The following is a 23682-nucleotide window of genomic DNA, read 5'->3' as shown; positions in this document are numbered from 1 at the left end:
GCCCGCTCCTCCCGAAAGCATCGTTCGCTCGTCGATCGAAGCGTAAGTCCCGGCGTTGGTGGAAATGGTGAAAATGCGTTGGCGCAAATGGCGGGATTGCGTTGGCATGATTGGTTATTGAGCGTTGGTCAAAATGGTTGTTTTTACAGTAGCGCTAACATCGAGGCGCGCTTTGTCCTCCATGGCCTGCCTGGTGGCGTCGATGTAGTAGGCCAGCACGTCGTCGTCGGCCTTCTCGGCGAACTCTATCGATTTTATCCACGCCCAGTGCGCGGCGGTCCAGTTGCCCCTGCGGCGTCCCGACGGGGTCGTCTCGCTGAATGCGTAGCCGTGCCTGAGCAGGAGCTTCGACAGCCGCTGCTTGCAGCGCTTCAGGTCGTCCCGGGCGTCGTCGAGGGCGCGGGACAGGTCGCGGGCGGCCTCGCATCCGTCGTCGGGCACCCATACCTCAACGATGTTGCCGACCGACAGCATGCGGGCCAGGAACTCCGCGTCGTTGCGGTCGTTCTTCCTGCGCCTGTCGGCGCTGGGCTTGATCATCTTCGACACCGCGCCGACGACGCAGTCGACGCCGAGGGCGGTGAGCTTCTTCTGCAGGTCGAAGCCCGTCACACCCGACTCGTAGACGCATTTGGCGGACGGGTCGACGGCCGATACCCAGCTCGCCACGGCCTCGGCGTCGTATCCGAACGTGGCGGACTTTATCTCGCCGGTCATCGCGTCCAGGGCGACGGCCTTTATCGAGCGGGCGTGCACGTCGAGGCCGACGAAGGTGGTAGTATTCAACATGAGAGAGTCCCTTTCCATGCTTGTGGCGTGGCCGCCACGTTTGAATTAGACACTCACCATTGTCGGCCTAATCCACGGATTTGCATGCGGCAGGGGCTCTCAATGTGTTTATGTCCTGCTCATATCGTCTGTTTTTGGAACGCAATCTGGCTTCAAGGAGGTTTCTTATGGACAAATCGAAGCATGAAGGAAAATCGACTGAAGCTGTTCCTCAAGGTTTAATTAACTGCAATGACATAGAGAACGCCAAAAACAAAATTGCCTTTTTGTGCATCGAGAAAATCCTTCTTGAGTATACAAACTATGATAGAAAACTTGATGTTGCTATAAATGATTTGTCCGTAACAGAAATTCAGACGAAATTATATGAACTGTACTCTCTTAAATGTTCGCCTGAATTTGTGAGCAAATCCATCGACGCATTGATTGCGTTTTATGGGAAATGTGACGCATTCGCTCCGGATGGGTCGTCATACACTATTCCTGCCGAAGTTGTGCTCAATAAAGTGTCAAAAAGCGAAAAGAAAGCCAAGGGCCAAGGGGTAAAACAGTATTATTCAATTTCCCATTCGCTTTCAAAAGCAGAGGTCGAATACCTCGTTCAGCAATGTCGAAACCGAAATGATTCGATTGATGCAGAGGAAACGGTTAAAGCGTTAAAAGCTCTAGTAAATGTAAGTGATAGAGCCGTTATTTCGGACGTTTCGCCGAGTTCTGCTCAAGTGTCTTTGACGGAGCTGCTGAGGACGATATCGGAGATAGAAAAGGCGATTAGTCGGTGTAGTAAGGTGTCGTTTATTTACGATGGAAGAAGAGAGAAGCCGTATTTGCCGTTATATCTAGGTTGCGATGATGGTCGCTATTACTTGATTGCCCTTGCCCGTAATGCGAAAAGGCCGAATTGCCTTCCGCTTGGTAATGGGATTCGCGAATTCAGGCACCTTGACGGGTTGGGGCTGTTTCGCATCCTTCGAGTTGACAAAATCAAAGAAATTGGGCCCCTGCTCCCTGCGGCGGGGTGGGCGCAAGAGAACTATGATGCGTTACGCGACCTGGCAAAGCTGTACTTGGATACTTCGGTAAATGGGCTACCTTCGGTTGATATTCGAGATGTTAAGGTCAAGTGTCATAAAGCTGCAAAAGAAGATTACCTAATATCGAAGTTTGTTAACCATGGCTGCAATAAGGTTGACGAGACTGATGCGTACTCAATATACGAGATTCGAAACGTATCGATTGAGGGCATGAAGGTTTGGGCGCTTGGTTGGATTGATTGCTTTGAGGTTGTGGAACCTATTGACCTTGCAGAAGAGATTAAAGCGGAGCTAAGCAATAACGTTTATACGAAAAATGGCGAGAAAGAGCAACATTCATCCGAGGAGTAGCCGTGGATTTCGAGAGCAAGAAGCAAAAGATTCTTAAAACGCTCGACTATTGGTACATGCTCGATTTCGCGAGCCAAGAAAGCGAGCCCGAAGAACGCGCTTATCCCAAAGAATACAGATCGAGGCACAAGTCTGAGAATGATGGGCTGGTAGATTCGAGAGGCCAGATTTCCTCAATCTTCGACACGTTCAAGCTGAGTACATCCGATAACGAATTGATAACGATAAAAGAAGCCGTGGAAAGTCGCTTAAAAAAAGCATTGGGGTCGGAATGCTACGAACGCAATGAGCTTCATTTTACGGAAACCCATCTCTATCTTTGTTCGGTTGGTCGCGAAAATGTCCTATGCAAGCTTGCGGATATTGCGCCAAAGGTGGATAGGCCTGAGCGAGAAACTGACCGATTAAGCCTTGGAGTCCTTAAGCTCGATTCTGAGTGGCGTTACAGTGGTTTTGAGCTGTCGCCTGTGATTTGGATTGTCAAGAATAGGGCGAAACTTAAGAGTCGCCAAGAAAAAGAAGAAGGGGTTTATCAAGGGACTGTCGATAGATGTCGTTCTGAAAGCAAGAAGATAGCTAGCAGCTTAGGCCAGAAGTTTTCAGGAAAGGGAGTTTTGAACTGCGGTGATATTCGCGAAGCTGTAGAGGAGCAGCTCAAGCCATATTTCTGTATGGATGAAGATGAGGCAATTGATTTTGACGCTGATACGGTGCTTGTCGACTATGCTGCATATACGGACGAAAAGAAGGCGGAGCAGTGTCAGCGCGAAGCGAGATTGTCTGGGTCGTTTTTTTCTAAAGACTTGGAAATGCTGCGCGAAGCAGTGCGGCAGATTAATGGCGAATCAGAGTTGGATAATAGTTCGCTCAATTTGGTGTTTCGCTATCTTGAGGGTGGCTTAGGCGAGAGCGAAAATGAGCCGTCGTCTCGTCACGACATCTTGAAGAATACGAGTGCCGAGTTGCAGTCATTTTATGGTGACGTATTGGATTTGGATAGAACGCCTCTTGGCCGTTGGCCGTCGCAATACCCACTTGCACTTATGCAACAGGTTGCGGTCAATTTAGTGGCAGGAAGAATAAAGGACAAATATCTAGTCAAGGACGTTATGTCCGTGAACGGCCCTCCGGGAACGGGCAAAACCACGCTCCTCAAGGACATCATCGCAGCGAATGTTGTCGAAAAAGCAGAGCTGCTCGCTACCTATAAGAAGCCAGATGCCGCGTTTGATGATGATAAGGTAACGGAGATATCGGGCGGTAAGAATAAATATGGCGTATCTCGCTTCAAGGATGAGCGCATCAACGATTTGGGCATCATCGTGTGCTCGTCGAACAATCCAGCCGTAGATAATATTTCGACGTCTCTTCCAGATGGAGAGGAATTTGCTGGAGGGCTGTGCGAGGAAGAATATGGCTCGCTTCGCGAAGAGACTACTTGTGGCTCGCTATATACATGGAAGGATTATCCGAAAGACGGATGTATCGACAAGAAAACCAAGACAGACAATAAAGGGAGGGAAATACGCGAGACAAAAGAAATATATTTTTCCTATGCAGCTGATAAGCAGCTTTCGAAGTCAAAAGCGCAGAATCTATACGATTATGCTCAGTCAGAGTTAAATCCGGGCATGTTTATCGCGGCTCGGCTCGGGAATTCGGACAACAGAAAGAATTTCATCAATAAGGGCTTATGGCCGATATTGAATTCTCTCGGAATTAACAATAGGCTTAACTGGCCAGAGGGCGAACCGAATTTGGATCGATTCATAAAGGCTAGAAAGTTGTTTCTTGACCAGAGGGATTGGGTCAAGAGCCTTATGGAACAAAGGTCGCAGGCTGCCAAAAAGGTCGAAGAGCAATTGTGCGCCATTGCGCGTAATGATAAGAGGATAAGCGATATTTCGCAGCAGAAGAACGATTTGAAAGAGGAGCTATCTAGCCTAAAGCGCGATTTAATTGACGATGTTCAGCAGTGGTCTATTGAGGCGCATGTTCCGTGCGATGTGGCTCGATTCGAAGACGTTCTTCCCTTTCTAGACCAGTTGACTAGGGATACGGCATCGTTTGTTGCTGAAAAAAATAGATTGGTTTCGGTTGTCAAGCTCGTTGGCGAGAGAAAGGGGCTTTCTCGATTCGCTAAAGTCCGAGCGAAGAAGGTTGGCGATGCAGAAGCGATGCTCGAGAAGTTCGTTCGTGAACACCGCGCTGACGATCGTAGATTAAAGCTGCTTGAGCAGGTTGAAGGTGCTTATGGGCGGACAAGCGAGCGCATTTCGTTAATCAAACGAAGACAGAACGGTCTTGATAACGAAGAGCTTCGGATACGTGACAAACAAAAGGCTGATATAAATTGTCTTCATCGAGCAGAAGCTGATTGTGTGGATCGGATAGGGACGAACTTTGTTTCTGAATATTGCAGCAAGGACCAGGACGAACCGGATAACGATTTTTTTGGCGTTGCAAAAGAGGCCCATCTTCGTAATCCAACGAAATCAATTGATGGCGAAGAACATGATTTGATGCGTGAACGCGACAAGCTGTTCGTGCGTGCGCTCGATTTGACAAGGGAGTTTGTCCTTGCCTCAAAATGCATGCGGGACAATTTATATGCTCTCGCATATGTTATGGGTGATGGCAAAAAATATGATGCTGCAACCAAGCAAGCGGCGATGCCGGCGTTATTCCAGTCGCTAAACGTATTAACTCCAATCATCTCTTCAACGTTTGCGTCAGTGGAGCGGCTGTTCGAGGATGTGCCGATTGGTCAAAGCGAGAAGGCTCCGTTTGGCCTGCTAATCATTGATGAGGCTGGTCAGGCAGTTCCTTTTGCCGCTGTTGGCGCGCTGTCTCGTTGCCGAAGGGCGCTTGTTGTGGGCGATCCGAGCCAAATCGAACCAGTCGTAACATCTGAAGTGAAAATGCTCCGAAGGGCGTTAGGGAAGGACATCGCGAACGGGTATAAGGAAGATTCAGCTTCTGTTCAGAAACTTGCTGATGTTGTAAATCCGTATGGACACAACCGGACTGATGATGACGATTCGAGCAACAGCCAGTGGGTTGGGTGCCCGCTCGTTATCCACCGTCGCTGTGTTTCTCCGATGTTTGATATTTCGAATAAGGTTTCTTACGGGGGCAGTATGATTAATGAGACATTGCCGCCGTCTGAAGAAAAAGCGAAGCGTTTCTGCAAAGAGTCGTCTCAGTGGATTAATATTTCGGAATCTCAGGTAGGAGACAAGGACTATTACGTCCCGAAACAAGGAGAAGAAGTTGTTGAGATAGTTAAAAAGGCTTTTAAGAATTGCGGCGGAAAGGTTCCAAGCTTGTTTGTCATTTCGCCGTTTAAAACCGTAATTGCCGGTATTAAGCAGGAACTGGGAAACAAAAAATTTGGATGCAGCAGGGAAGAAAAGAATAGATTCATTAATAGCAATATAGGCACAGTCCATACTTTTCAAGGAAAAGAAGCCGACGAAGTCATTTTTGTTCTTGGCTGTGATAAACGAGCTTCCGGTGTTGTGGGGTTTGTAAGCCCGAATATTGTGAACGTCGCGGCGAGTCGCGCAAAATATCGGCTTTACATCATTGGCGACTATAACGTTTGGAAAGTAAACAATAGCGTAAAGATTGCCAAGCGTGAACTTGATGTTGCCTGGGTGCCTCATTGGGAAAAGTATCAAGAATATAAGGAGCAGGGAAAAGGTGCTGAAGCGCAGCGAGAGCTGAAGCAAACCGTGGCCTTGCTGCCAAAGGTTACTTCAATACCTGCATTGAGCGAGGACGAAGACGGTGCGCTTCCTCAATTCGACCAGGAAGAGAATGCTGCTGCTCTGGATACGGTGCCGTATTTTGAAAACGTTAAAGAAGCGCTGAAAAGGGGGCCGTTTTCGTTTGCGGACTTGTTAAGTGATGATGACTGTAAACTTTTCGGATTTGAGACATGCGCGGATTTGGAGCTGGCGTTTGCTGACTGCGCCCAGGACAACAAGACAAATCTCGTGCTTGATAACCTCAAGCATGGCATGTTTCTTTATGGACTTTTGAGCAAAATGCCTGATAGCGATTGGTCGCCAAGTCTGATTATGTTTTGCAATGCCGCTGAGCTGTACATGCGGAAGCTCCTTTTGCCTTCATTACGGAAGATTGCGCCAAATGCGAAATCGGGCCATAAAAAGGGCAAAGAAAATGTTTTGCTTTGCGACCTGACTGAAGGGCAGGAGAAGACTTTCACGCTTGGGGAATATGGGCCAATTCTTAAAGAGAAGGAAGTTCGACTGAATTTGGCAAGATGCTATTGCATGGGGAGCGGGCAAGATTTTGGCTTCAATCCTAAGCCGTCATGTTCTTCCGAAACTTTTCCGTGCCAAGAAGATTGGTGGAGTGCTTTCGAGGATGGCCTCGATAAACTTAGAAAGAAGAGAAACAAAGTAGCTCATGGGGGATCATCGAAGATTAACGCAGAGTTCTCAAGGGGATTTCTCTCGCGTTTGTTCTCTAGCTTCTTCCCTGAGTCATATTCTTGCCAAGATAAGACGTTCGTTGCGATCATGGAACAATCTTGCGTCTTTGGCGCTGTTGGCCGCGGAATAGAAGAGGCCTTGTCTGGTGATGTGTTTGTTCCGAGCGAGGGCATTCTTGGAATTAAGGATTCTTTCGCAAGCGGCTGCTCTGAATATGAGGAATCGGAAGACGCGGCTAAAAAAGCGCAGGTTGGTAGTTTAACCGGAGCTAAGGGAGATGCTTGTGAACGGAATCGTGGCAACGGGGCCTGTGACGTCGGAAGGGGGATTCGGCATGATGACAAGATGGTGCTGGCAGAAGGTGCTGCTGCTCCCAAGTCGCTTGGTAAATGGGACGAACAGGCGACTGAGTCGATAAGACAATTAGTGAAGGAAACGCAACATGAAAAACTAAAAGGTAGTAAACAGTGGCAATCAAAGGTATTTGTTGTGTTAGTAGAGGAAGGGTTCTTGGAAAGGGTAGAGAGTTCCGGAAAGGACCACTCATCGCCTAAAAAGGGTTGGAAAGCAACCCAAAAAGGACTAAGCGTTGGCATAAATGACAACCCACGCCTTCTAGAAAGGGAGCCTAAAGAATACAACCCGGTATTCTCGAAAAAGGCAATCGAATACATCGATGCTAACTTAAAGAATTGGTTAGAAAAGCTATAAGTTTACCACAACCAAGCAGTATATCTGCTAAATTGCGTGCCCAATGTTCCGCTGGACAGCGGAACATTGGGCATTTCATTTTGATAATCTTTCAATCGTCAGCTAAGTAAACGGCGAATGAAAGGCGCGATCATGACTAACGAAAGGTTCCAACTTAACGGTACTGATTACCTGGCTTTTAAGGCTTATTGGATCAACCTCGAAACCCTTGATGAGGTTCAGGACGCCACTCTTCTAAGCGATCTTAACGATCTTCGCGCTAAGAAGCTGCTGTCTGACGGACAGAACATCGTGGCTATTGCGAAGGAAACCAAATCCACCAACCCCGGCCTGTCCATCGCGTGTTGCACGTTGTATCTGAAGTCTGTCGAGGGCGGCAAAGACAATGGCAATGTTTTGGCAATGGCCATTTCTGCCAAGCGTAAGTTCGAGAAAAAACATCCCGTGGTTGATTTTGTTGCTGAAGCTCAGGATGTCATCGACAACGTCGAGAACTACTTGCTTGCTCATCCGCAGTGCAAGACGGCCGGATCGGTTGATTTGTCGCTTGCGGGGCTGTGCATGGACGTGGCCGAGCGTGCGATGAAAGGCGCATTGGCTCATGCTGGCGCCGAAACCGCGGCTGATTATCTGCAGCGAGCCGAAGAATCCATCGAGTCCGCTTGCGACTCAGGCGCAAATGGCTATGCGGTCAAAAGCGTGAAGAGCCGTTTTAACAAGCTTGCTGATAAAGCAGCCATCTAGCAGCCGTTTCCTGGGCTGAATTGCAGGGCGGCAGTCAGCTCAGACCTTCCAACTGCCCATCTCCCCCTTACAAAGAATGCTTTCAAAGCTTGGTGAACACCTGGCTTGGATAGCTGTTGTCAAAATCGACTTATGGAGGTCAACATGTGCAAGGATTCGAACGCTTCTCTTGGTAACGATCGTTCTGCTAAGCGGATGCTTGGTGCGGGGTCCCGTGTGGGGATGGCGGCTTTGATTGCTGCTAGTGCTGCTTCGCCGGCGGTGGCTGCTGCTACGGCGTTTGCGAATGAGACGTCTTGGGTTGGTGAGGTTGATGCCTCGTTGGCGCAGACTGGTCAGGCCCCTGAGCAGCAGCAGAAGGCCGACGACAAACAGGCTTCTGAGGAGAATCTGCAGGTCAAGCAGGAGGCTCACGAGCAGGCTGTGCAGGATGAGACGGTTGCTCACGGCGAGCTCGATGCCGCTCAGGCTTCCGTGAACGAGATCCAGGTGACCATCGACAACGCGCAGTCCGAGGCCGACGCTGCCAAGATGGCGGCCTTGGAGAACGCGCTTGCTACCGCTCGGGCGGCGCTTGACGCTGCCACTGCGGCGAAGGACAAGAGCGATGCCGCTGCAACGGCCGAGCAGGACGCGTCCGATGCCTTGACCGCTGCGCAAAAGACCGCCGTTGATAAGCAACTGGCTGCTGACCAGGCGCAAAGCCAGCAAGCCAAGGCTCAGGAAGCGTACGAGGTTGCTGGTGGCAGCGATGAGTTTGAGGCCGCTCAGGCCGCGCTGGCAACGGCGAAGGATGCCAAGACCGCTGCGGATACTGATCTTGCGGCCGCCACGCAGGCTCAGCAGAATGCCGAGGCTGCGCTGGAAACCGCACGTCAACAGGCGAAGTCGGACGCCGATGTCGTAACGGCCGCTCGGCAGCAGGCGCAGGATGTGCAGGCGCAGTTGGCTGCCGCCCAGACAGAGTTGGTTGCGGCGAACGAGGACCTGGCGCGCGTTGAAGCTGGCGAGGAGTCGGCCCAGGTTGAGGTCGCAAAGGCGAAGGTCGCCGAGTGCGAGCAGGCCGTTGCGGCTGCGCAGGTCGTTGCGGACGCTGCGGCATCTGCCGCTGCCGAGGTGCAGGCCACCGCTGATGCATCTGCACGTGTTCAGACAGACGCGGAAGCGGCGCTTTCTGCCGCAAAAGACACTCAAGCTGACCGGTTGCAGGCGGTGACCGATGCGAATACGCAGGTCGTGGCGGCACAGGCGGCGCTCGACAAGATTGTGAGCGCCAGCAACGCCGATGCGCAAACGCTCGCCAAGGCCAAGGCTGACTTGCAGGCAGCCAGCAAGGCCGCTGCCGAGGCCAAGGCCGCTGCCGATGCGGCTGCGGCTGAGGTTGCTTCTGCCCAGGCCGCTTACGATGCGGCCGTGCAAGCCCTTGCGAACGCAAACGCGGAGCTTGGCAAGTACACCGAGCTCGCCAAGAAGGGCAGCCTGGGCTTCTTCGAGGAAATCGGCGCCACCACGGCCGTGAAGTGGCTCTCCGACCCCGCGGGCACGTCGGGCCTCGGTGAAGACTGCGGCACCACCATGGACAAGCTGGGCGACGCCAAGTCCGCAACCTCGTTGGACAACATGAAGCTTGCCCTGGAGACCATGGTGAAGATCAACGACATCCGCAGCGAGAACAACTGCCCCGAGCTGCACGTCTACTCGGCAATCATGGCTGCCTCGCAGATTAACCTCAACTGGTCGGCAACGCACCAGCCCTTTGGCCATGCTCCAAGCTACTACCCGTACGGCGAGAACCTCGCGCGCGGCTACAAGGACCCCTTCGTCGGTTGGTACGACAAGGAGAAGATCGAGTACGACAAGGACCTGGCCGACGGGAAGCTGGACGGCTACGATGCCGACGGCAACAAGGTGGGGAACTACGGTCACTACCTTAATATCCTGACCGACTACACCCACTATGGGTGCGCGTCCATCGCTTCGAGATCGTGGCACTTGCAGGATTTCGACTGCATCACCGAGTACAAGCGCCTTGTCACCGATGACGAGTACGTTGAGGGCCATGAACATCTGGCGCTTGGCCCCAACGATGACGCTTTCCGCGACGACGGCACGCCGTGGACTTGCCACTGGGAAGTGGTTACTCCCGATATCTACCTGCAGGAGCGCTACGGCGAGCGGTCCTACTCTGCTGACGAGTACTATGCCCTGTTCATGAAGTACTACAACAAGGTGTACGGCACGCTTGACCCTAGCTATCAGCAGGCAGTCGACAATGCGAAGGCTGCGCTTGATGCTGCTTGGGCGAAAGCCGACGCGGCGAATGCGACCGCGGCCGACAAGGCTGCTGCGGAGGCTGCGACGAAGCAAGCGGTGGCCAATGCTCAGGCTGCCGTTAATGCCGACGCGCAGCAGAAAGCCGCTGCGGAAACAGCACTGTCCGATGCGGAATCTCAGGCGAGCGCTGCCCAGGCCCAGCTTGATGTGGCAAATGCCGAGGTGGCAGCCAAACAGACGGTTGCGGATGCGGCGGCGAAGCAGGCTGCAACCGATGCGGCGGCCTCGGCAAGCGCCAAGCAGGATGCCGGCGCGGCAAACGCGCAGCTTGACGCCGCAAAAGCCGAGCTGGCTGCTGCACGACAGGCGCTTAGCGATGTGTCGTCCGATGAACTAAAGGCCGCGCAAAAGCGCGTTGATGCCGCAACGGCGGCGGTGGAGGCTGCTCAGACGAACGCTGACGAAAAGGACACCGCTCTCGAAGCTGCGAAGGCGGCAGCAGCCAAGTCTTTTGCTGCAGAGATGGATACCCAGACTGCGCTTGGTGCGGCGAAAGCTACTTTGTCCGATGCGCAAACTGCGGCTGGCGCTGCATCTGCTGCCGTTGATTCGGCTCAGGCTCGCGTGAACACTATCAAGCCGTTTGCCGATGCCGCAGCCGCCGCGCAGGTGACTTCCAGCAAGGCCGCTCAGGAGTTCATTGACACCCAGACCGCGGTAGCGGATGCGCAAACTGCATTTGATGCCGCCCAGGCCGGGGCGAAGCAAGCTGCCGATGAGCTTGCGGCAGCGCAGGAACGTGCCGATCACCTGGGACGTTTCGCAACCAACCCCGCTGCGCGTTCGGCCTCCACTTTCGCCGAAGCTTGGGAAGCGGGAACGTTCGGGGATGCGTGGGTTTCCGCCAACGCCGCCGACATGGAAGCCACGCTCTCGCAGAAGCGTGCGGCTTACGACCAGGCGCTTGCTGCGAAGCAGGCCGCTGAACAGCAGCTGGTGGGCGCCAAGGAAAACCTTGCCGTGAAGCAGGCGGCTTACGACAAGGCGGCCGCCGCCCTTGCGCAGGCCGACGCGGAGCTTGCCGATGCCCAGGCGTGGTACGACCGCATGCATCCGGCGCCCGAGTCTCAGGCCGCCACGCTGGAAACCCCTGGTGACCAGGCCATCGATGAAAAGGTTGCCAACGCCAAGCACGTTGCCAAGGCTGAAGGCGACGGCTCCACCCTTGCGCAAACCGGCGACCAGGTTGGCGAGATGTTCTGGATCGGCGGTGTGGCCTTCGTGGCCGCAGGCGTTGCCATCGGTGCGTCCGCTGTAAACCGCCGTCGTTCCAGCGCCGAATAGCGCTTCCGTAGCTCGCTTCGTCACGTTCGTCATCCAACCATGCCCGGCCGCAGTCCGCGGCCGGGCCTTCCGAAAGGACTTCACCATGCAACAACCAGCCATCATGAAGAAAACCTCGCGCGGCGCCGACTGGAGCACTCCCGAAAGCGAGCTGTTCGCCGAGCGTACCGTCGCAATCAACGGGCCGATCAACGCGGACACGGCGGTGGCGGCCGTCGCGCAGCTGCGCTACCTGGACCGAAACTCGAGCGACCCCGTCACGCTGTTACTTAACTCGCCGGGCGGTTCGGTTTCCGACGGTATGGCCATCATCGATTTCATGCGCGGCATGCGTTCGCCCATTCACACGCATGCGCTCGGCATTGCCGCAAGCATGGCGGCGGTGATTCTGGCGTGCGGCGAGCCCGGTTTTCGCTCCGCCGCCCCGCACGCCGACATCCTTGTGCACCAGCCCATGTCGGGCATAAGTGGCCAGGCCAGCGATATCGAAATCGCCGCCCGTTCCATCATCAGGAAGAAGGAGATGCTGGCGGGCCTTCTGGCGGAAGTCACGGGCCGCAGCCTGGAGGTCATCGAGGCCGCAACCGACCGCGATACCTGGTTGACGCCGGACGAGGCGAAGTCGTTCGGCATCATCGACCGCGTTTGCGCGGATTGGAACTACGAAGGGAGCGTGCGCTAATGAAAAAGCAAGTGAGGCTGAAGCGGGACTTGCCGGGAACCATCCTTGCGGAAGGCATCACGGTGGGCACCGACATGTACAAGACGCAGCTGAACAACAACGTAGCGGTTTTTGGCGTATCGGGCGCTGGCAAGACGGATGGGCCCGTCAAGTCCAACATCATGCAAATGAACTCGAGCTACGTCGTCACCGACCCCAAGGGTAACCTGTACGATGAGCTTGCTCCTATGCTCTGCGCTGCGGGCTACGAGGTGAAGCTGCTTGACCTGGTGAATCCGGAGCGCTCGAATGGCTACAACCCGTTCGAGTGTTTGCGAAGCGACGAAGACATCGACTTTTTCGTCGAGGCGCTCATTGCGAGCACGGGACGTTGGGAACGCGATCCGTTTTGGGACGATTCAACGGCAGTGTTGTTCAAGGCGCTTATCAGTTGGCTGCTTGCATGGCATGAAGAAACAGAGGAGGATCAGCCTATCACCATGCGCGAGCTGATCGAGCTTCTGGATCGGGCGTTTTCTCCTGCTTCTGGACACTACGCGAACTGTAGAAATGCCCTTGACGATGCATTTGAGTTGCTGCGCAATGGTTTCGACTGGGAGGATGATGAACTTTGCCAAACAAGCGAGGGACGCTGTGGAGACGAGTACAAGACTTGGCTGCGTTTCAAACAGCTTGCGCCCGCCGATGTTACTACGGCATGTGTGTACATGGAAGCTGCCGGTAAGCTGACGCGCCTTGCCAACTCCGGTGTGCTGAGCATTCTTGATGGAGGTTCGAACCCCATCCAGTTCGAGAGCATCGGCGCGCGCAAGACCGCCCTGTTCGTGGTGGTTTCCGACATGGACAGAAGCCTGGACTTCCTGACGTCCATCTTCTACACGCAGCTGTTCAAGGAGCTGTGTCGCGTTGCCGACGGGATGCCTGAAACGGGCTATCGGTTGCCGGTGCCCGTACGCGTGATCCTTGACGACTTCGCCAACCAGGCGCCTATCCCGAACTTCGACACCATCATTGCCGCAGTTCGTAGCCGCGACATATGGATTACCGTCATCCGTCAGGCGACGGCGCAGCTCGAGGCGCGTTATGGTGTGGCTGCGCAGACCATCATCGGTTGTTGTGACACGGTGATGTACCTGGGCGTGAACGACATAGCCACGGCACGCGAGCTGTCCGAGCGTGCCGACATGCCGGTGAGCGAGGTGCAGTCGCTGCCCATCGGCCAGGTGATGATTTTCCGTCGCGGCTCGGCGTGCCAAATTGCGCAGCGATTCAAATCAAAGAACCACGTCAACGCTAAGTGGTTGAAAAGCGAAGAGGGGCTGAAGTGGGCTGATCGTCATCGGCGGCTCGTGCAGTTTGCGCGCATTAGCAATGAGCGGGCTGATGAGACGATACGCAAGTTGCTCGATGCTGCGACAGCGCCCACACGGGCTAACGGAGAGGCCGTCAAAGAGTATTCGGCCGAGAATCGACAGCTGGCGTTGGATGGACTTGACGAGGTGTTGGGGTTGTTTTCGCCTGCCTCGGACGGCGAAGAGGGCCAGAGGCCGGATTACCTGGTCGAGCATGATGACTCGGAAGAGAAAGGGAAATGCCATGAAGCAGCATGAGAAAGATCGCTTCTTGACGATTAAGCGTGAGGCGTTTCTGCGTGCGTGCGAGGGCGACCGGAAGCCGGCGTTGCTGCCGAATCATGGCGTGAACGGGGGATACACCACGTTCAATAGCGCGAAGGCTTCCGATGTCACCGTCGCAAACCTTGAAGCGACTTGCGACACCGCAGGTACGTGCTCGTTGAATTCGTTTAACAAGTGGGAGTTCGCGATTGATGACGTCGACTTCTCGAATGTGTTCGCCACGTTCCCGCATCGCTACTTCGATTCGGAGTTGCCCGAGAACGTGACCGCATGGCGTCAGCGAATGCTGTACGGCGGTCCGGCGGAGATGCGGCCCGAGTTTCAGTGGAATCTCGAGTACAACTTCTTTTCGCCGGAAAGCGTGCGCGAGATGTCGGTCGATTTGACGGCGGCCGCGAACGCGGTGTCGCACATGATCGGCGCGTTCGGTTCCGGCGTGGAGGAGTATCGCGTTGGCTCGAACTGGTGCGCTGCCGCGTGGGGCTGGATGGAGAAGCTTGCGGCCGATAAAGTGGATCAGTACACCGCGCCGCCGTGGGCGGTGGAGGCGTGGTGCCGCGAGGTGGCCTTTCGCCTTGACATGATGGTGGAGCAGCCGGGCAGCGTGCTGACGGTGTTCGGACCGTAGGGTGCGACGTATGGTTGGAAGCTGCAGAAGGCCGTCTCCTGGATTGGGAGACGGCCTTCGGGTTTGGTGGGGTGTCCCGCTTGTTATCCCAGCACCACCGGCAGCAAGTACAGCGCGGCCACCAGCACGCAGCCTGCCACGGCGGCGGCGATCCAGATGTGGAATTCGCGGTCCATCTTGGCTCGCTCGGCGGGGGTGGGCTCGGTGGCGTCTTGCACGGCGTTCACGTCGATGGTGTGCGGGCCGTACACTTTGGCGCACACCGCGTAGATCACCAGGCCAACCACGCAATAAATCACGCCGGTGACCAGGGCTTCCGTGTCAAGTTGCGTCATCATCACCACGTAGATGGCAATGCTTATCACCGCGCCGGGCAGCATGCCGCGCACCTTGAACGGACGCGCGAGGTCGGGCAGCTTGCGGCGCAGACCCAGGCACGCGATCATGCCGATGACGTAGTAGAACAGGTCGGCGAACAGCGACAGCGACGCGATGTAGTCCAGCGTGCTCGTCGCAACCAGCGCCACGGTCAGCACGCCCAGCGCGATGATGGCCACGTACGGCGTGCGGTACTTCGGGTGCAGCTTGGCGAACACGGCGGGCAGGCTGCCGTCGCGCGCCATGGTGAACAGGTAGCGCGGAGGCACGGCGATCGACGCGTTCAGCGTGGAGAAGTCGCCGCCGAACGACACGCCCAGCGCCAGCAGCAGCAGGGGCAGCCCCAGGATGCCGGCGCTCATCATGGCCTCGGCGTACGGCGCGGACGACTCGGCCACGGCGGCCAGCCCGTCGGCGGGCACGATGCCCACGAGGAACCACTGGAACAGGGCATTCACCACAAAGATGATGAACGGCGACAGCATCATGGCGCGCGGAATGTTGATCTGCGGATGGCGAATTTCCTCGCCCATGGCGCAGCACGTCTCGAACCCGGCGAAGCACCACCAGATCATGGCCACGGCGGCAATGAATCCGCCCGCGCCCATGTCGCCCATGAAGTCGGGTGTCGTCACGAAATTCGGCAGCTGGACGTTCGGGATCATGCTGATGAACCAGATGGCCGCCACGCCCCAGAAGAAGAACATGAAGCCATTTTGCAGCTTGCCCGTCAGCTCCACGCCGCGCACGTTCGCGATGATGAACGCAACCAGCGCGATGATGGCGATGACCACGTCGTCAACGGGCAGTTCGATGCCCACGGCCAGGAAGATAGTCTTGAAGTAGTAGCTGAACGCCAGCGCTTCGCCGCCGGTGACGGCGATGAGCGACATGATGAAGTTCCAGCCGGCCAAGAACCCGGCGGGACGCCCCAGGCCCAGCGACGCGTACTGGTACGTGCCGCCCGCGAACGGCAGCGCCGCGCCCATCTCGCCGTACATGAGGGCGGGATAGATGCTGATGAGCGCCGCAAGCGCCGTAGCCAGCACCACGAACGGGCCCATCTCGCCCACCACGTTGCCGCCGGTGGTGAACAGGCCCACGCCGATGACGGTGCCGGCCGTGATGGTGATGGCTTCGCGCAGCCCCAGCGTGCGCTTAAGGCCCGATCCGCTTGCGGCGGGCGCGCCGGCGGCGGTGCCGCAGGTTGGTTGCTCATGGCGATCCTTTCGTTGTGCGGGCGGTGCGCGGGTGCTGCGAGCGCGTGTGGCCAGGCGAGTGGCGCGTTCGCGTGCCTGTGTGGTTTTCTGGCTTCGTTGTGGCAGCTGGGCTTCCGCCGCCGCACGTTTTCCTGTTCGATTCCTTGGTTGCGAATGGGACAAAGGGACTGTCCCCTTGTCCCATTTTCGCTAGCATGGCGAAATGGTTGTTGACCTGGGCGATTGCCTCGTTGGAGATGGCCCAGGCAAGTTGTGCGGCCTTCGCTTGCTCGCCCTGCGCGAATGGTTGGTCGCCTTCCGCTAGGTCGCGGCGGCGCGCGAACACGATGCGCTCGCCTTGCGGCAGCAGCACGTTGTCGATGCCGAGCTTCTCGAAGCGTCCTTCGCCGTCGAACCCGTGCCTGCCATCGGGTTGCCCCTCGGCGCGCGGCACCCACTGACCAGGCGCGATGACGTCGGCAACGCAAACGCCCGCGGCTGCCAGGTCGCCGCACAGCTTCTCAAGCCATCTGGTTTTCCCGATTTGCACGTCGCCGGTCAGCAGGAACAGCGTGGAGGCCCCATCGTTTCGTCGTTCGTTGTATCATTAGTGCTTAATGAGAATAATACGGAATTGCGGCTTGAAGGGACGCGCCGCACCGTTTCGCTATGAAAGGACGTGCCATGTCGACCATGAGCTTTGACGCCGCTTCGCCCATCGCGTACCCCGGGACGTACGCGCCCGGCACGGCGTGGGACCTGTACAACCAGCTTATCGCGGGAATTCCGGAAGACGTGGAAGTGCGCGACTATTGCCTGGGCCTGAACTGGTCGTATGTGGAAGCTGACTGCGGCATGGGCGTGGCGTTCACCACGCGCGGCGGCGGAAAGCGCGCGTTTAAGGCCGACCTGCGCGGCATGAAGCTGCGCCACGTGGCTGAGCTGGCGAAATCGTGGTGCTTCGAGGAGGCGTCGCTGGGCGTGGCGGCGCTGAACGCCTGGTACGCGCGCCGCGAGCTGCTTGACCCGTTGGGCTGCGAATATGATTCGAACGCCGACCGGCCCGCCGATGGCGAGCGCGGCGGCGGGCCGAAGGACGCGTTCCAGGCGTATCGCGGCGAGATCGCGGCGTGCGACGGCGCGAACGTCGTGGTGGTGGGACATTTCCCGCACGTGACCGACATTGCCGAGTACGCGAACCTCACGGTGCTCGAGCGCAACTGCCGCGACGGCCTGGACACGCCCGATTCGGCGTGCGAGTTCGTGCTGCCGCAGGCCGATTTCGCGTTCATCACGGGCGTGACGTTCATCAACAAAACGGCGCCGCGCCTGCTTGCGCTGTCGCGCGACGCGCTGACGGCGATGGTGGGCCCCAGCGTGGTCATGAGCCCGCAGCTGTTCGACTGCGGCGTGCATGAGCTGGCCGGAAGCGTGGTGGCCGACCCCGAGCGTGTCCGCTTCGCCGTGATGAACGGCGCCGGCCCGCTGTTCGGCGAAGCGCTGACCATGGCCAGCCTGAAAGCGAAGTAGCACTTTCGCGGCAACGCCAGGAGTCGACCATCGGCCCTGGCGGTGCCACGGGCGGCATTGCTCCCGCTCGACAAATATTGCCAGAACGCATTCAGTCAGCGTTCGCCCACTTCGCTGGCTTTCTTGGGGGTACAGAAAGCGAAGGCATGGCAGCGGCCGTGGCACGCTTTCGCCTGCTTGGAAGCGCGCCTTGACGGACGGGGCAGGGCGTCTCGACAAGGGGACGCCCCCTTTTCGTGCTGTATAGGCTGCTTGCGCGCAAAAATCGCTCATGTATGTGATTTAATTGCGCTCTGCTGTCTAGAACGATAAGAACATCTTGCGTTTCCCCAGGTCACAGATGTGCTGCGGTTTTCTTTACCTTGCCAAATCGAGCTAAATCACATACATGAGCGATTTTTGCTATGCATGGGGAGTCTAACCCGGCAAAGGGGCAGGATGTTCGCCGGGCAAGGGGCAAGCCGGAAAGCGACAGGGCGGTTGTCGAGAAGGGCGAGTCGGAAAGCGACAGGGCGGTTGCCGGAAAGGGGGCGAGCCGGCAAAGGGGCAGGTTGTTCGCTAGGTGGGGGGGGCGAGGCGGGCCCGCAAAACGACGGGTTGTTGCCAGATTTTCGGCGCGAGGTTCTCCTTGTTGCTTCACTTACCGGGCGGACTGCGCCCGGCTTTACCACGCGCGTTCAGCTTCTCGCGAAAATGGCCACTGTTTGCCACTTTTTGGAGAACCTGAACGAATCGGGGTCAGAAATTGGAGAAGCTGAATGGCCTTGAGGCGTGCTTGTTTTTGCTGCGAGGTAACAGCTTGTGGCTATTGACGAAACCCCAGGTCATAGACGTGTAATCCAGCTGCCACCAAGATGCGCCGAATCCTAGTGGTCGCGACCTGCCGCCAAATATTCAGGAACGCGAAAAACTGGCCAACAGTGGCCATAATTCCGTGTTCCTGAATGCTGCCAGTGGGTTTGTAGGCGGAAAGGCGTGACGGACGTGTGAGGGGGGGGTGCGGATCCAGGCGCGCGACGCGTTTTGCGTGCTGGTTGCAGGCGAGCTGCATAGCGCGTGGCCGTTGATGGTTGCAATTTTCACCGCCCCTAAAGCCCGACAACCGTCCAGGCCGTTTGTCGGGCTTTAGGGCGTGATGGGCTGCCGCCCATCGTTCGCGGATATCGCCTGATGTTCCCGGCTGCCATCGGGTGCGCGCGGGCGAAAGCGGTGGTGGATGGCAAAGGCCTGCCGGCGCAGGGCGGTTCCGAGCACGCCGGCGCGGGGCGGCTTCGCTTTCGTTGCGCAATGGGGGTGAAATGCGGTCGCTAGGGTGTAAGCCGTCAGGTTACCGATGGCAAAGGAGACCAGCATGAAAGGAAAAGCCGAGGCGCGTCGCGTGGTCGAAAAGCCCGTCGAGTTCAAGACGGAAGCCGACTTGGTCAACGCGTGCGAATGGTGCGAGCAGCGCCAGGTCGAGCTTGGCCAGCGCGTGAAAATCTTCCCCGAAACGTTCAATCCGCGCATCCGCGCGCAGCGCATGATGGCGCTTCTGTGGGCAAGCCAGGTGAAGCAGGACGAAAACGGCGTGTGCGACTCGCCGTACCTGCAGGTGCTTGAGAGCCGCTGTCGTTCGCACGTGAAATCCCAGGTGGAGGACTACTCGTCCACGCTGCACGTGGCCACCATCGCCGTCGACGCGGCCGAGCAGCTGTGCGCGTCGGTGGGCGGCGAGGTGGCGCGCTCCGAGGAGGCGGCGAAGCAGGAGCCAGAGGTGGACTTGAGCGCCACCGATGGGCTGTCCGAGGCCGATCGCAGCGCGGTGGCCAGCCACGACAGCGACGTCGTTCGCGCTCGCAAGAAGGCGGCGCTTGCGGCGGCCGAGGCGCGCCGCGATGAGCTGACGGCGCTGCTCAACCGCGCCCGCCGCATCCAGGCGCTGCTGGCCGAAAGCATGGAGCGCAACATGGCGTACTGCCAGAACCACTTTCGTGAACAGGCGCTTTCCCACCTGCGTTGGTCGCACAAGCGCGCCGGCTTGAACCGCCCGTACGTGCTTCCCGGCGTACTCGAGAAGCTCCCGGACATCGAGTTGTCCGAGCTGGCGGAGTTGGCTGGCGAAGGCAGCGCGGGTGAAGTGGACGTTGGAGCTGGCGAAAAAGCCGGCGCCGATGCTGGCAAGCTCGGCTCTGCTGGCGACGCTGCCGATGTTGCCGTTGCCGTGGCAGATGCTGCTGCCGGTGCGGGCGTTTCCGTTGACGCACGTGAGGAAGGAGTACGCTGATGGCTTTCAGCATGAAGGGCCTGTTCGGCCGCAAGAACGATGGCGCCCCACAGTTCCCGCGCGTGTCGAGCGCGGCGGGCGAGGCGCGCGTCCCCAGCGCCAGCGACCTGTGTGCCGATGAGCGCTTGGGCGTGGCGTTCGACACGCCGCCGGCTCCCGACTTCGAGGCCACGGCGAAACGCCTGGTCGGAGCCGCGGCCGCGCATCCGGCGTTTCACGAAAGCGGCATCGACCAGTATCCGCGCACGCTGCTTGGCCAGCTGGGCGCCTACGTGGCGCAGGTGGACGCGGGGTTCATCCGCTACCGCACCGAGCTTGAGGCCACGCACCGCGCGTCGCTGGCGGCTCAGCTTGAGCGCTGCGACAACCGCCTGGCGGAGCTGACATTCGGCAAGCGCGAGCGCGCGGCGGCGGGGCAGGGTGGTCGCGGACGTGCTGTCGGACAAGCTGGCTCGGCCGAGAAGTGGCAGATGGAAACGGCAACCTCGGCGAATGCGACCGGGGCGGACGCGTAGGCAAGGAAGGGTGCGACGGAGATGATGGCCGAGAAAGCAGAGGCGGCAAAGCCGGTCGAGACAAAAGAGGCGGCGGAGTCGGACAAGGTGGAGACGCGCGCGGAGACACGTGCGGAGAATGCAGAGGAAGGCAAGGAGGTAACCCGATGAAAACGCGCAAGGGAATTGGATTGGTGCTGGTCATCGCGCTGTTGGTGCTGGCGAATGCCTGCTTGGACTACACGGCGGTGTGCAAGGCGCTCGACGTCGACAGCCTGTTCGACGGAGCTGTGACCGAGATCGTGTCGGGCAGCGAAGAGGGTCAGGCGATGCTGGTGTCGAACATCATCGCCATCGTCATCTCGCTTGGCTGCGCCGCCACGCTGTGGGTGCTTCCGCGCGTGGGCGCGAACAACTTCGCCATGGGCTCGCGCAAAGCGTGCGCCGCGGCGTTGGGCGCGGCGGCGTCGATCGCGCTCATCATCGCCGGGCTGCGCTTCGCGTCCGACGTGGCCAGCACCGTGTTCGAATCGGGCGAGGCCACGGCGGTGCTCAAGGGCGTGTTCCTGGTGCTGGTGATGCTGGCGCTGTCGGCGGGCGAGGCCATCGCGTCGTACTGGAAGCAGTACAGCGCGCTGCGTGCCGAGCGTGCGGAGTTGCAGGCGCTCAAGCTGCGCCTGCGGGCCGACTTAGACGACGTGGACGCCCGCGTTCAGGCGGCGGGCCAGCTTGCGGACCTGGCGAAGAGCGAGGCGTTCTGCGCGTGCGAAGGCGCAGGTGAGAGCCTGTATCAAGGCCTGCTGACGCTTTCGGGCGAATTCCAGAACGACTTTATCCGCTTCACCACGGCCATCACCGACAGCCGTGTCCGCTTCTCGCGGCAGCTTTCCGCGCTGGCGCGCACGTCGCAGGTCGCGTTCGCGGGCGCCGGGGTCGGGGCTGCTGGGGTTGCCGATGCCGGCGCTGCTGCCGCCGATGCGTCGGTGGTCGATGCGCCTGCGCTTGCCTCGGCCGTTGATGCCGCTGCTGTCGGCGGCATGCACGCCAGCCCCGCTCGCGACCAGGTAGCTGCGTAAGAGCCTCGCGGCGCCCCTGCCCGCTTCATCGGGTCGGGGTGCCGCATGTTTCGCGAGGTCAAATGGCGATGGCTCACGGGAACGAAGACGGGCGAACGGGGCCGCAAGGGAAATCGCTTTGCTTGCTGCCCCTGTTCGCCATTTTGATGAGAAGCGGTGCGCTGCCGCATGAGCAGGCGCGGCGGCAAAGGCGCGCATGACGGGCAGATTCGCTTTGCTTATGCGTTCATTCGCGTGCTCAAGCGGCAGCGTTCATCAGCGTTGAAAGGAAGGGAGGCGGGCCCAATGAAGGCGGCAATTGAGTGTCCGAGAGGCATGTGGATTGAAAGCACGGCAGCGAAAACGCCTGATGGGATGGAGATTACGGCGGCGTCGTTGCGTCGGGCGCATCGGGAGAATCAGGACGTGGTGCTGGTGTCGGATTCCGGCGAATGCGCGATGGTGGTGGACGGGATGGGCGGTCGGGCGCACGCCGCGCTGTATGCGGCGGCGTCGGCGCGCGTGGGGCTCGACGCGCTTGAGGAGGGTTTGTCCGCTCGCGCCGCGCTTGACCTGGCGTCGCAGGCGGCGGGCAACTTGGAGCGACACGTGGTGCATCGCCACGGCGGCGCGGCGGGTGTGAGCTTGCGCGTGCGCGGCAACCACGTGGAGTGGGCCAGCAAAGGCGACGTGGCCGTGTTCGGCCTGCACGATGGCAAGGCGAAGCTGTTGTCGCAGCTAGACAGCGCGGATGGCAAGCTGACGAACTACCTGGGATGCCCGAAGCGCTCTGCGTCGGGTTCGGCTGACCTGCCGCCGAACGCCGCTCTGCTGGTGGCCACGGACGGCTGCTGGCGCTACGCGAATGTGGGCGCAATCGCCCGCGCGGCGGAAGGTGAACAAGCCGCTGACCTAGCCGAACGCGCCCTCGCCCGCGCCGTGGAAGGCCTCACCCCCGACGACGCCTCCGCCCTCGCCCTTCGTCGCTCCGCATAACCGACGGGAAACCACTGAGCTGACAACGACCTGTCCCCTTGTCGGGTCTGGCAAACGCGACAAACGACCCGTCCCTTTTCGTGCTTCCTTGTCAGATTGGGCTCCTTGGGCAACAAAAATCGCTCATGTATGTGATTTAACCCAATTTGACGGGTTAACGAGAATAACGGCAAGTCTGTGACCTGGTGATATGCAAGTTGTTCTTGTCGTTGTAGGTGGCGAAGAGCAATTAAATCACATACATGAGCGATTTTTGCTAAACCTGGCAAGGGACAGCGGGTTTAGCCGCACGGTGCGCGAGGGGGGTGGCGGGGGCAGGCTCGATGTTGCGTGGCGCTAGGGTCGTCTCTTGCCACCCCCAAGAGAATTCCTTCCCGACTTCTCTACTTGCTTGCGTCTTCGATGGCTGCGAGGGCGTTGAGTGTGCGGGGGTAGCCGATGAAGGGCAGGTTGCCGGACACAACGACAACAAGCAGCTCTTTGGTGTTGCCTACCGAGAGGTTGGCGGCGACGTGCGCCTTTGCCTGCGCGTCGCAACCACCTTGCGCCGCGATGTAGCAGAACGTGGCCAGCTCGCGTTGCCGCAGGTCAAGGCCGCTTCGCGTGTATCAGTCTCCAAAGCAGTTGTCCACAAGCCGCTCGATGATCCAGGGGAAATCGGGGTTGCCCTTCGACTGGTAGTCGCGCATGCCTTCGCCGAAGATGGCGATTTGCGCCTGTTCGCCGCCGGTCATGCGGCTTTCGCGCGTAGGGTCGGTTGTGGCTTGTTCGGCAAGGGGCAGCTCCACGCCTTGCGTCTCCAGAATCTCGTTCGTTGCCTTCAGGAACGGGAACACGCGCCCGATGCCAAGGTAGGCCACGGCCTGATAGACGATTTCCTTCGCCTGAACAGGCGTGATGCCGCAGCGCAGCGCGGCGGGCAGCATGGCGCGGTACTCGTCGATGCCCTGGCAACCTAAAAGCGTGGCCAGCCATCCCAGGTAGCCGCGCGCTATCCGCACATCGATTTCCTTTACGACTCGCCTAGCCGTCGACTGCCCGACATCAAGGAGCGCCTGCACTTCTTTTCGCGTTATCTCCTGATGATTTGCCGAGAAGTGCAAATGGCTT

General features: G+C 58.2%; 17 protein-coding genes and 1 pseudogene. 13 read left to right on the top strand and 5 right to left on the bottom strand.

Annotation, left to right across the window (positions count from 1 at the left end):
• Positions 1 to 114: 114 nt before the first annotated feature.
• A complete protein-coding gene (locus tag ET524_RS09650; RefSeq protein ID WP_236648302.1) occupies positions 115 to 789 on the bottom strand; it encodes an IS110 family transposase in 675 nt (224 codons plus the stop codon).
• 167 nt (positions 790 to 956) lie between these two features.
• Here ET524_RS09650 and ET524_RS09645 point away from each other — a divergent pair, with 167 nt between their 5' ends.
• From ET524_RS09645 to ET524_RS09615, 7 genes are all read left to right on the top strand, one after another.
• A complete protein-coding gene (locus tag ET524_RS09645) occupies positions 957 to 2174 on the top strand; it encodes a WYL domain-containing protein (RefSeq protein ID WP_161566686.1) in 1218 nt (405 codons plus the stop codon).
• Between the two features lie 2 nt (positions 2175 to 2176).
• A complete protein-coding gene (locus ET524_RS09640; RefSeq protein WP_129425367.1) occupies positions 2177 to 7348 on the top strand; it encodes a DEAD/DEAH box helicase in 5172 nt (1723 codons plus the stop codon).
• A gap of 132 nt (positions 7349 to 7480) precedes the next feature.
• Complete coding sequence (locus tag ET524_RS09635) at positions 7481 to 8092, top strand: hypothetical protein (RefSeq protein WP_129425365.1); 612 nt, start codon at positions 7481 to 7483, stop codon at positions 8090 to 8092.
• Positions 8093 to 8236: 144 nt separating this feature from the next.
• On the top strand, positions 8237 to 11710 hold the full coding sequence (locus ET524_RS09630; protein ID WP_129425363.1) for a CAP domain-containing protein: 3474 nt from the start codon (positions 8237 to 8239) through the stop codon (positions 11708 to 11710).
• 85 nt (positions 11711 to 11795) lie between these two features.
• Positions 11796 to 12392, top strand: coding sequence for a ClpP family protease (locus ET524_RS09625; protein ID WP_129425361.1), 597 nt, complete (start codon positions 11796 to 11798; stop codon positions 12390 to 12392).
• A complete protein-coding gene (locus ET524_RS09620; protein ID WP_129425359.1) occupies positions 12392 to 14002 on the top strand; it encodes a VirD4-like conjugal transfer protein, CD1115 family in 1611 nt (536 codons plus the stop codon). Before ET524_RS09625 ends, ET524_RS09620 begins: the two co-directional genes overlap by 1 nt.
• Entirely contained in the window at positions 13989 to 14657 is a 669-nt protein-coding gene (locus tag ET524_RS09615) for a hypothetical protein (RefSeq protein ID WP_129425357.1), read from the top strand. The genes ET524_RS09620 and ET524_RS09615 overlap by 14 nt, the downstream gene beginning before the upstream one ends.
• Before the next feature lie 83 nt (positions 14658 to 14740).
• Here the strand turns inward: ET524_RS09615 and ET524_RS09610 are convergent, their stop codons facing one another.
• Both ET524_RS09610 and ET524_RS12000 read right to left on the bottom strand, forming a co-directional pair.
• Entirely contained in the window at positions 14741 to 16180 is a 1440-nt protein-coding gene (locus ET524_RS09610) for an APC family permease (protein ID WP_129426212.1), read from the bottom strand.
• A gap of 70 nt (positions 16181 to 16250) precedes the next feature.
• Positions 16251 to 16784, bottom strand: coding sequence for a hypothetical protein (locus ET524_RS12000; RefSeq protein WP_129425355.1), 534 nt, complete (start codon positions 16782 to 16784; stop codon positions 16251 to 16253).
• Between the two features lie 134 nt (positions 16785 to 16918).
• Here ET524_RS12000 and ET524_RS09600 point away from each other — a divergent pair, with 134 nt between their 5' ends.
• The 6 genes from ET524_RS09600 (at position 16919) to ET524_RS09580 (ending at position 22572) form a co-directional block, all read left to right on the top strand.
• Positions 16919 to 17764 carry a DUF364 domain-containing protein gene (locus ET524_RS09600; protein ID WP_201738771.1) on the top strand — a complete coding sequence of 282 codons (846 nt, stop codon included), beginning with the start codon at positions 16919 to 16921 and terminating at the stop codon, positions 17762 to 17764.
• Between the two features lie 1351 nt (positions 17765 to 19115).
• Positions 19116 to 20027, top strand: coding sequence for a hypothetical protein (locus ET524_RS09595; protein WP_129425353.1), 912 nt, complete (start codon positions 19116 to 19118; stop codon positions 20025 to 20027).
• A complete protein-coding gene (locus tag ET524_RS09590; protein WP_129425351.1) occupies positions 20027 to 20542 on the top strand; it encodes a hypothetical protein in 516 nt (171 codons plus the stop codon). Before ET524_RS09595 ends, ET524_RS09590 begins: the two co-directional genes overlap by 1 nt.
• Before the next feature lie 21 nt (positions 20543 to 20563).
• Complete coding sequence (locus tag ET524_RS12055; RefSeq protein ID WP_269089552.1) at positions 20564 to 20692, top strand: hypothetical protein; 129 nt, start codon at positions 20564 to 20566, stop codon at positions 20690 to 20692.
• Entirely contained in the window at positions 20689 to 21597 is a 909-nt protein-coding gene (locus ET524_RS09585) for a hypothetical protein (RefSeq protein ID WP_129425349.1), read from the top strand. Before ET524_RS12055 ends, ET524_RS09585 begins: the two co-directional genes overlap by 4 nt.
• Before the next feature lie 285 nt (positions 21598 to 21882).
• Positions 21883 to 22572, top strand: a complete 690-nt coding sequence (locus ET524_RS09580; protein WP_161566685.1) for a SpoIIE family protein phosphatase — start codon at positions 21883 to 21885, stop codon at positions 22570 to 22572.
• Between the two features lie 383 nt (positions 22573 to 22955).
• Here the strand turns inward: ET524_RS09580 and ET524_RS12190 are convergent.
• Positions 22956 to 23162: pseudogene (locus tag ET524_RS12190) on the bottom strand (carboxymuconolactone decarboxylase family protein); the annotation flags it as partial.
• A gap of 18 nt (positions 23163 to 23180) precedes the next feature.
• On the bottom strand, positions 23181 to 23573 hold the full coding sequence (locus tag ET524_RS11820; RefSeq protein WP_201738770.1) for a hypothetical protein: 393 nt from the start codon (positions 23571 to 23573) through the stop codon (positions 23181 to 23183).
• Positions 23574 to 23682: the final 109 nt, after the last annotated feature.

Origin of the sequence: Senegalimassilia faecalis, from assembly GCF_004135645.1 — a bacterium.
Taxonomy (GTDB): domain Bacteria; phylum Actinomycetota; class Coriobacteriia; order Coriobacteriales; family Eggerthellaceae; genus Senegalimassilia; species Senegalimassilia faecalis.
Note: the sequence above shows the minus strand (reverse complement) of the source record. Positions and strands in the feature narration are given on the sequence as shown.

Coding starts and splice junctions, on each gene's coding strand:
- ET524_RS09600 (WP_201738771.1), top strand. CDS start 16,919: ATGTCGACCATGAGCTTTGACGCCGCTTCGCCCATCGCGTACCCCGGG.
- ET524_RS09615 (WP_129425357.1), top strand. CDS start 13,989: ATGAAGCAGCATGAGAAAGATCGCTTCTTGACGATTAAGCGTGAGGCG.
- ET524_RS09630 (WP_129425363.1), top strand. CDS start 8,237: ATGTGCAAGGATTCGAACGCTTCTCTTGGTAACGATCGTTCTGCTAAG.
- ET524_RS12055 (WP_269089552.1), top strand. CDS start 20,564: ATGATGGCCGAGAAAGCAGAGGCGGCAAAGCCGGTCGAGACAAAAGAG.
- ET524_RS09650 (WP_236648302.1), bottom strand. CDS start 789: ATGTTGAATACTACCACCTTCGTCGGCCTCGACGTGCACGCCCGCTCG.
- ET524_RS09585 (WP_129425349.1), top strand. CDS start 20,689: ATGAAAACGCGCAAGGGAATTGGATTGGTGCTGGTCATCGCGCTGTTG.
- ET524_RS09580 (WP_161566685.1), top strand. CDS start 21,883: ATGAAGGCGGCAATTGAGTGTCCGAGAGGCATGTGGATTGAAAGCACG.
- ET524_RS09620 (WP_129425359.1), top strand. CDS start 12,392: ATGAAAAAGCAAGTGAGGCTGAAGCGGGACTTGCCGGGAACCATCCTT.
- ET524_RS09595 (WP_129425353.1), top strand. CDS start 19,116: ATGAAAGGAAAAGCCGAGGCGCGTCGCGTGGTCGAAAAGCCCGTCGAG.
- ET524_RS09635 (WP_129425365.1), top strand. CDS start 7,481: ATGACTAACGAAAGGTTCCAACTTAACGGTACTGATTACCTGGCTTTT.
- ET524_RS09625 (WP_129425361.1), top strand. CDS start 11,796: ATGCAACAACCAGCCATCATGAAGAAAACCTCGCGCGGCGCCGACTGG.
- ET524_RS09645 (WP_161566686.1), top strand. CDS start 957: ATGGACAAATCGAAGCATGAAGGAAAATCGACTGAAGCTGTTCCTCAA.
- ET524_RS09590 (WP_129425351.1), top strand. CDS start 20,027: ATGGCTTTCAGCATGAAGGGCCTGTTCGGCCGCAAGAACGATGGCGCC.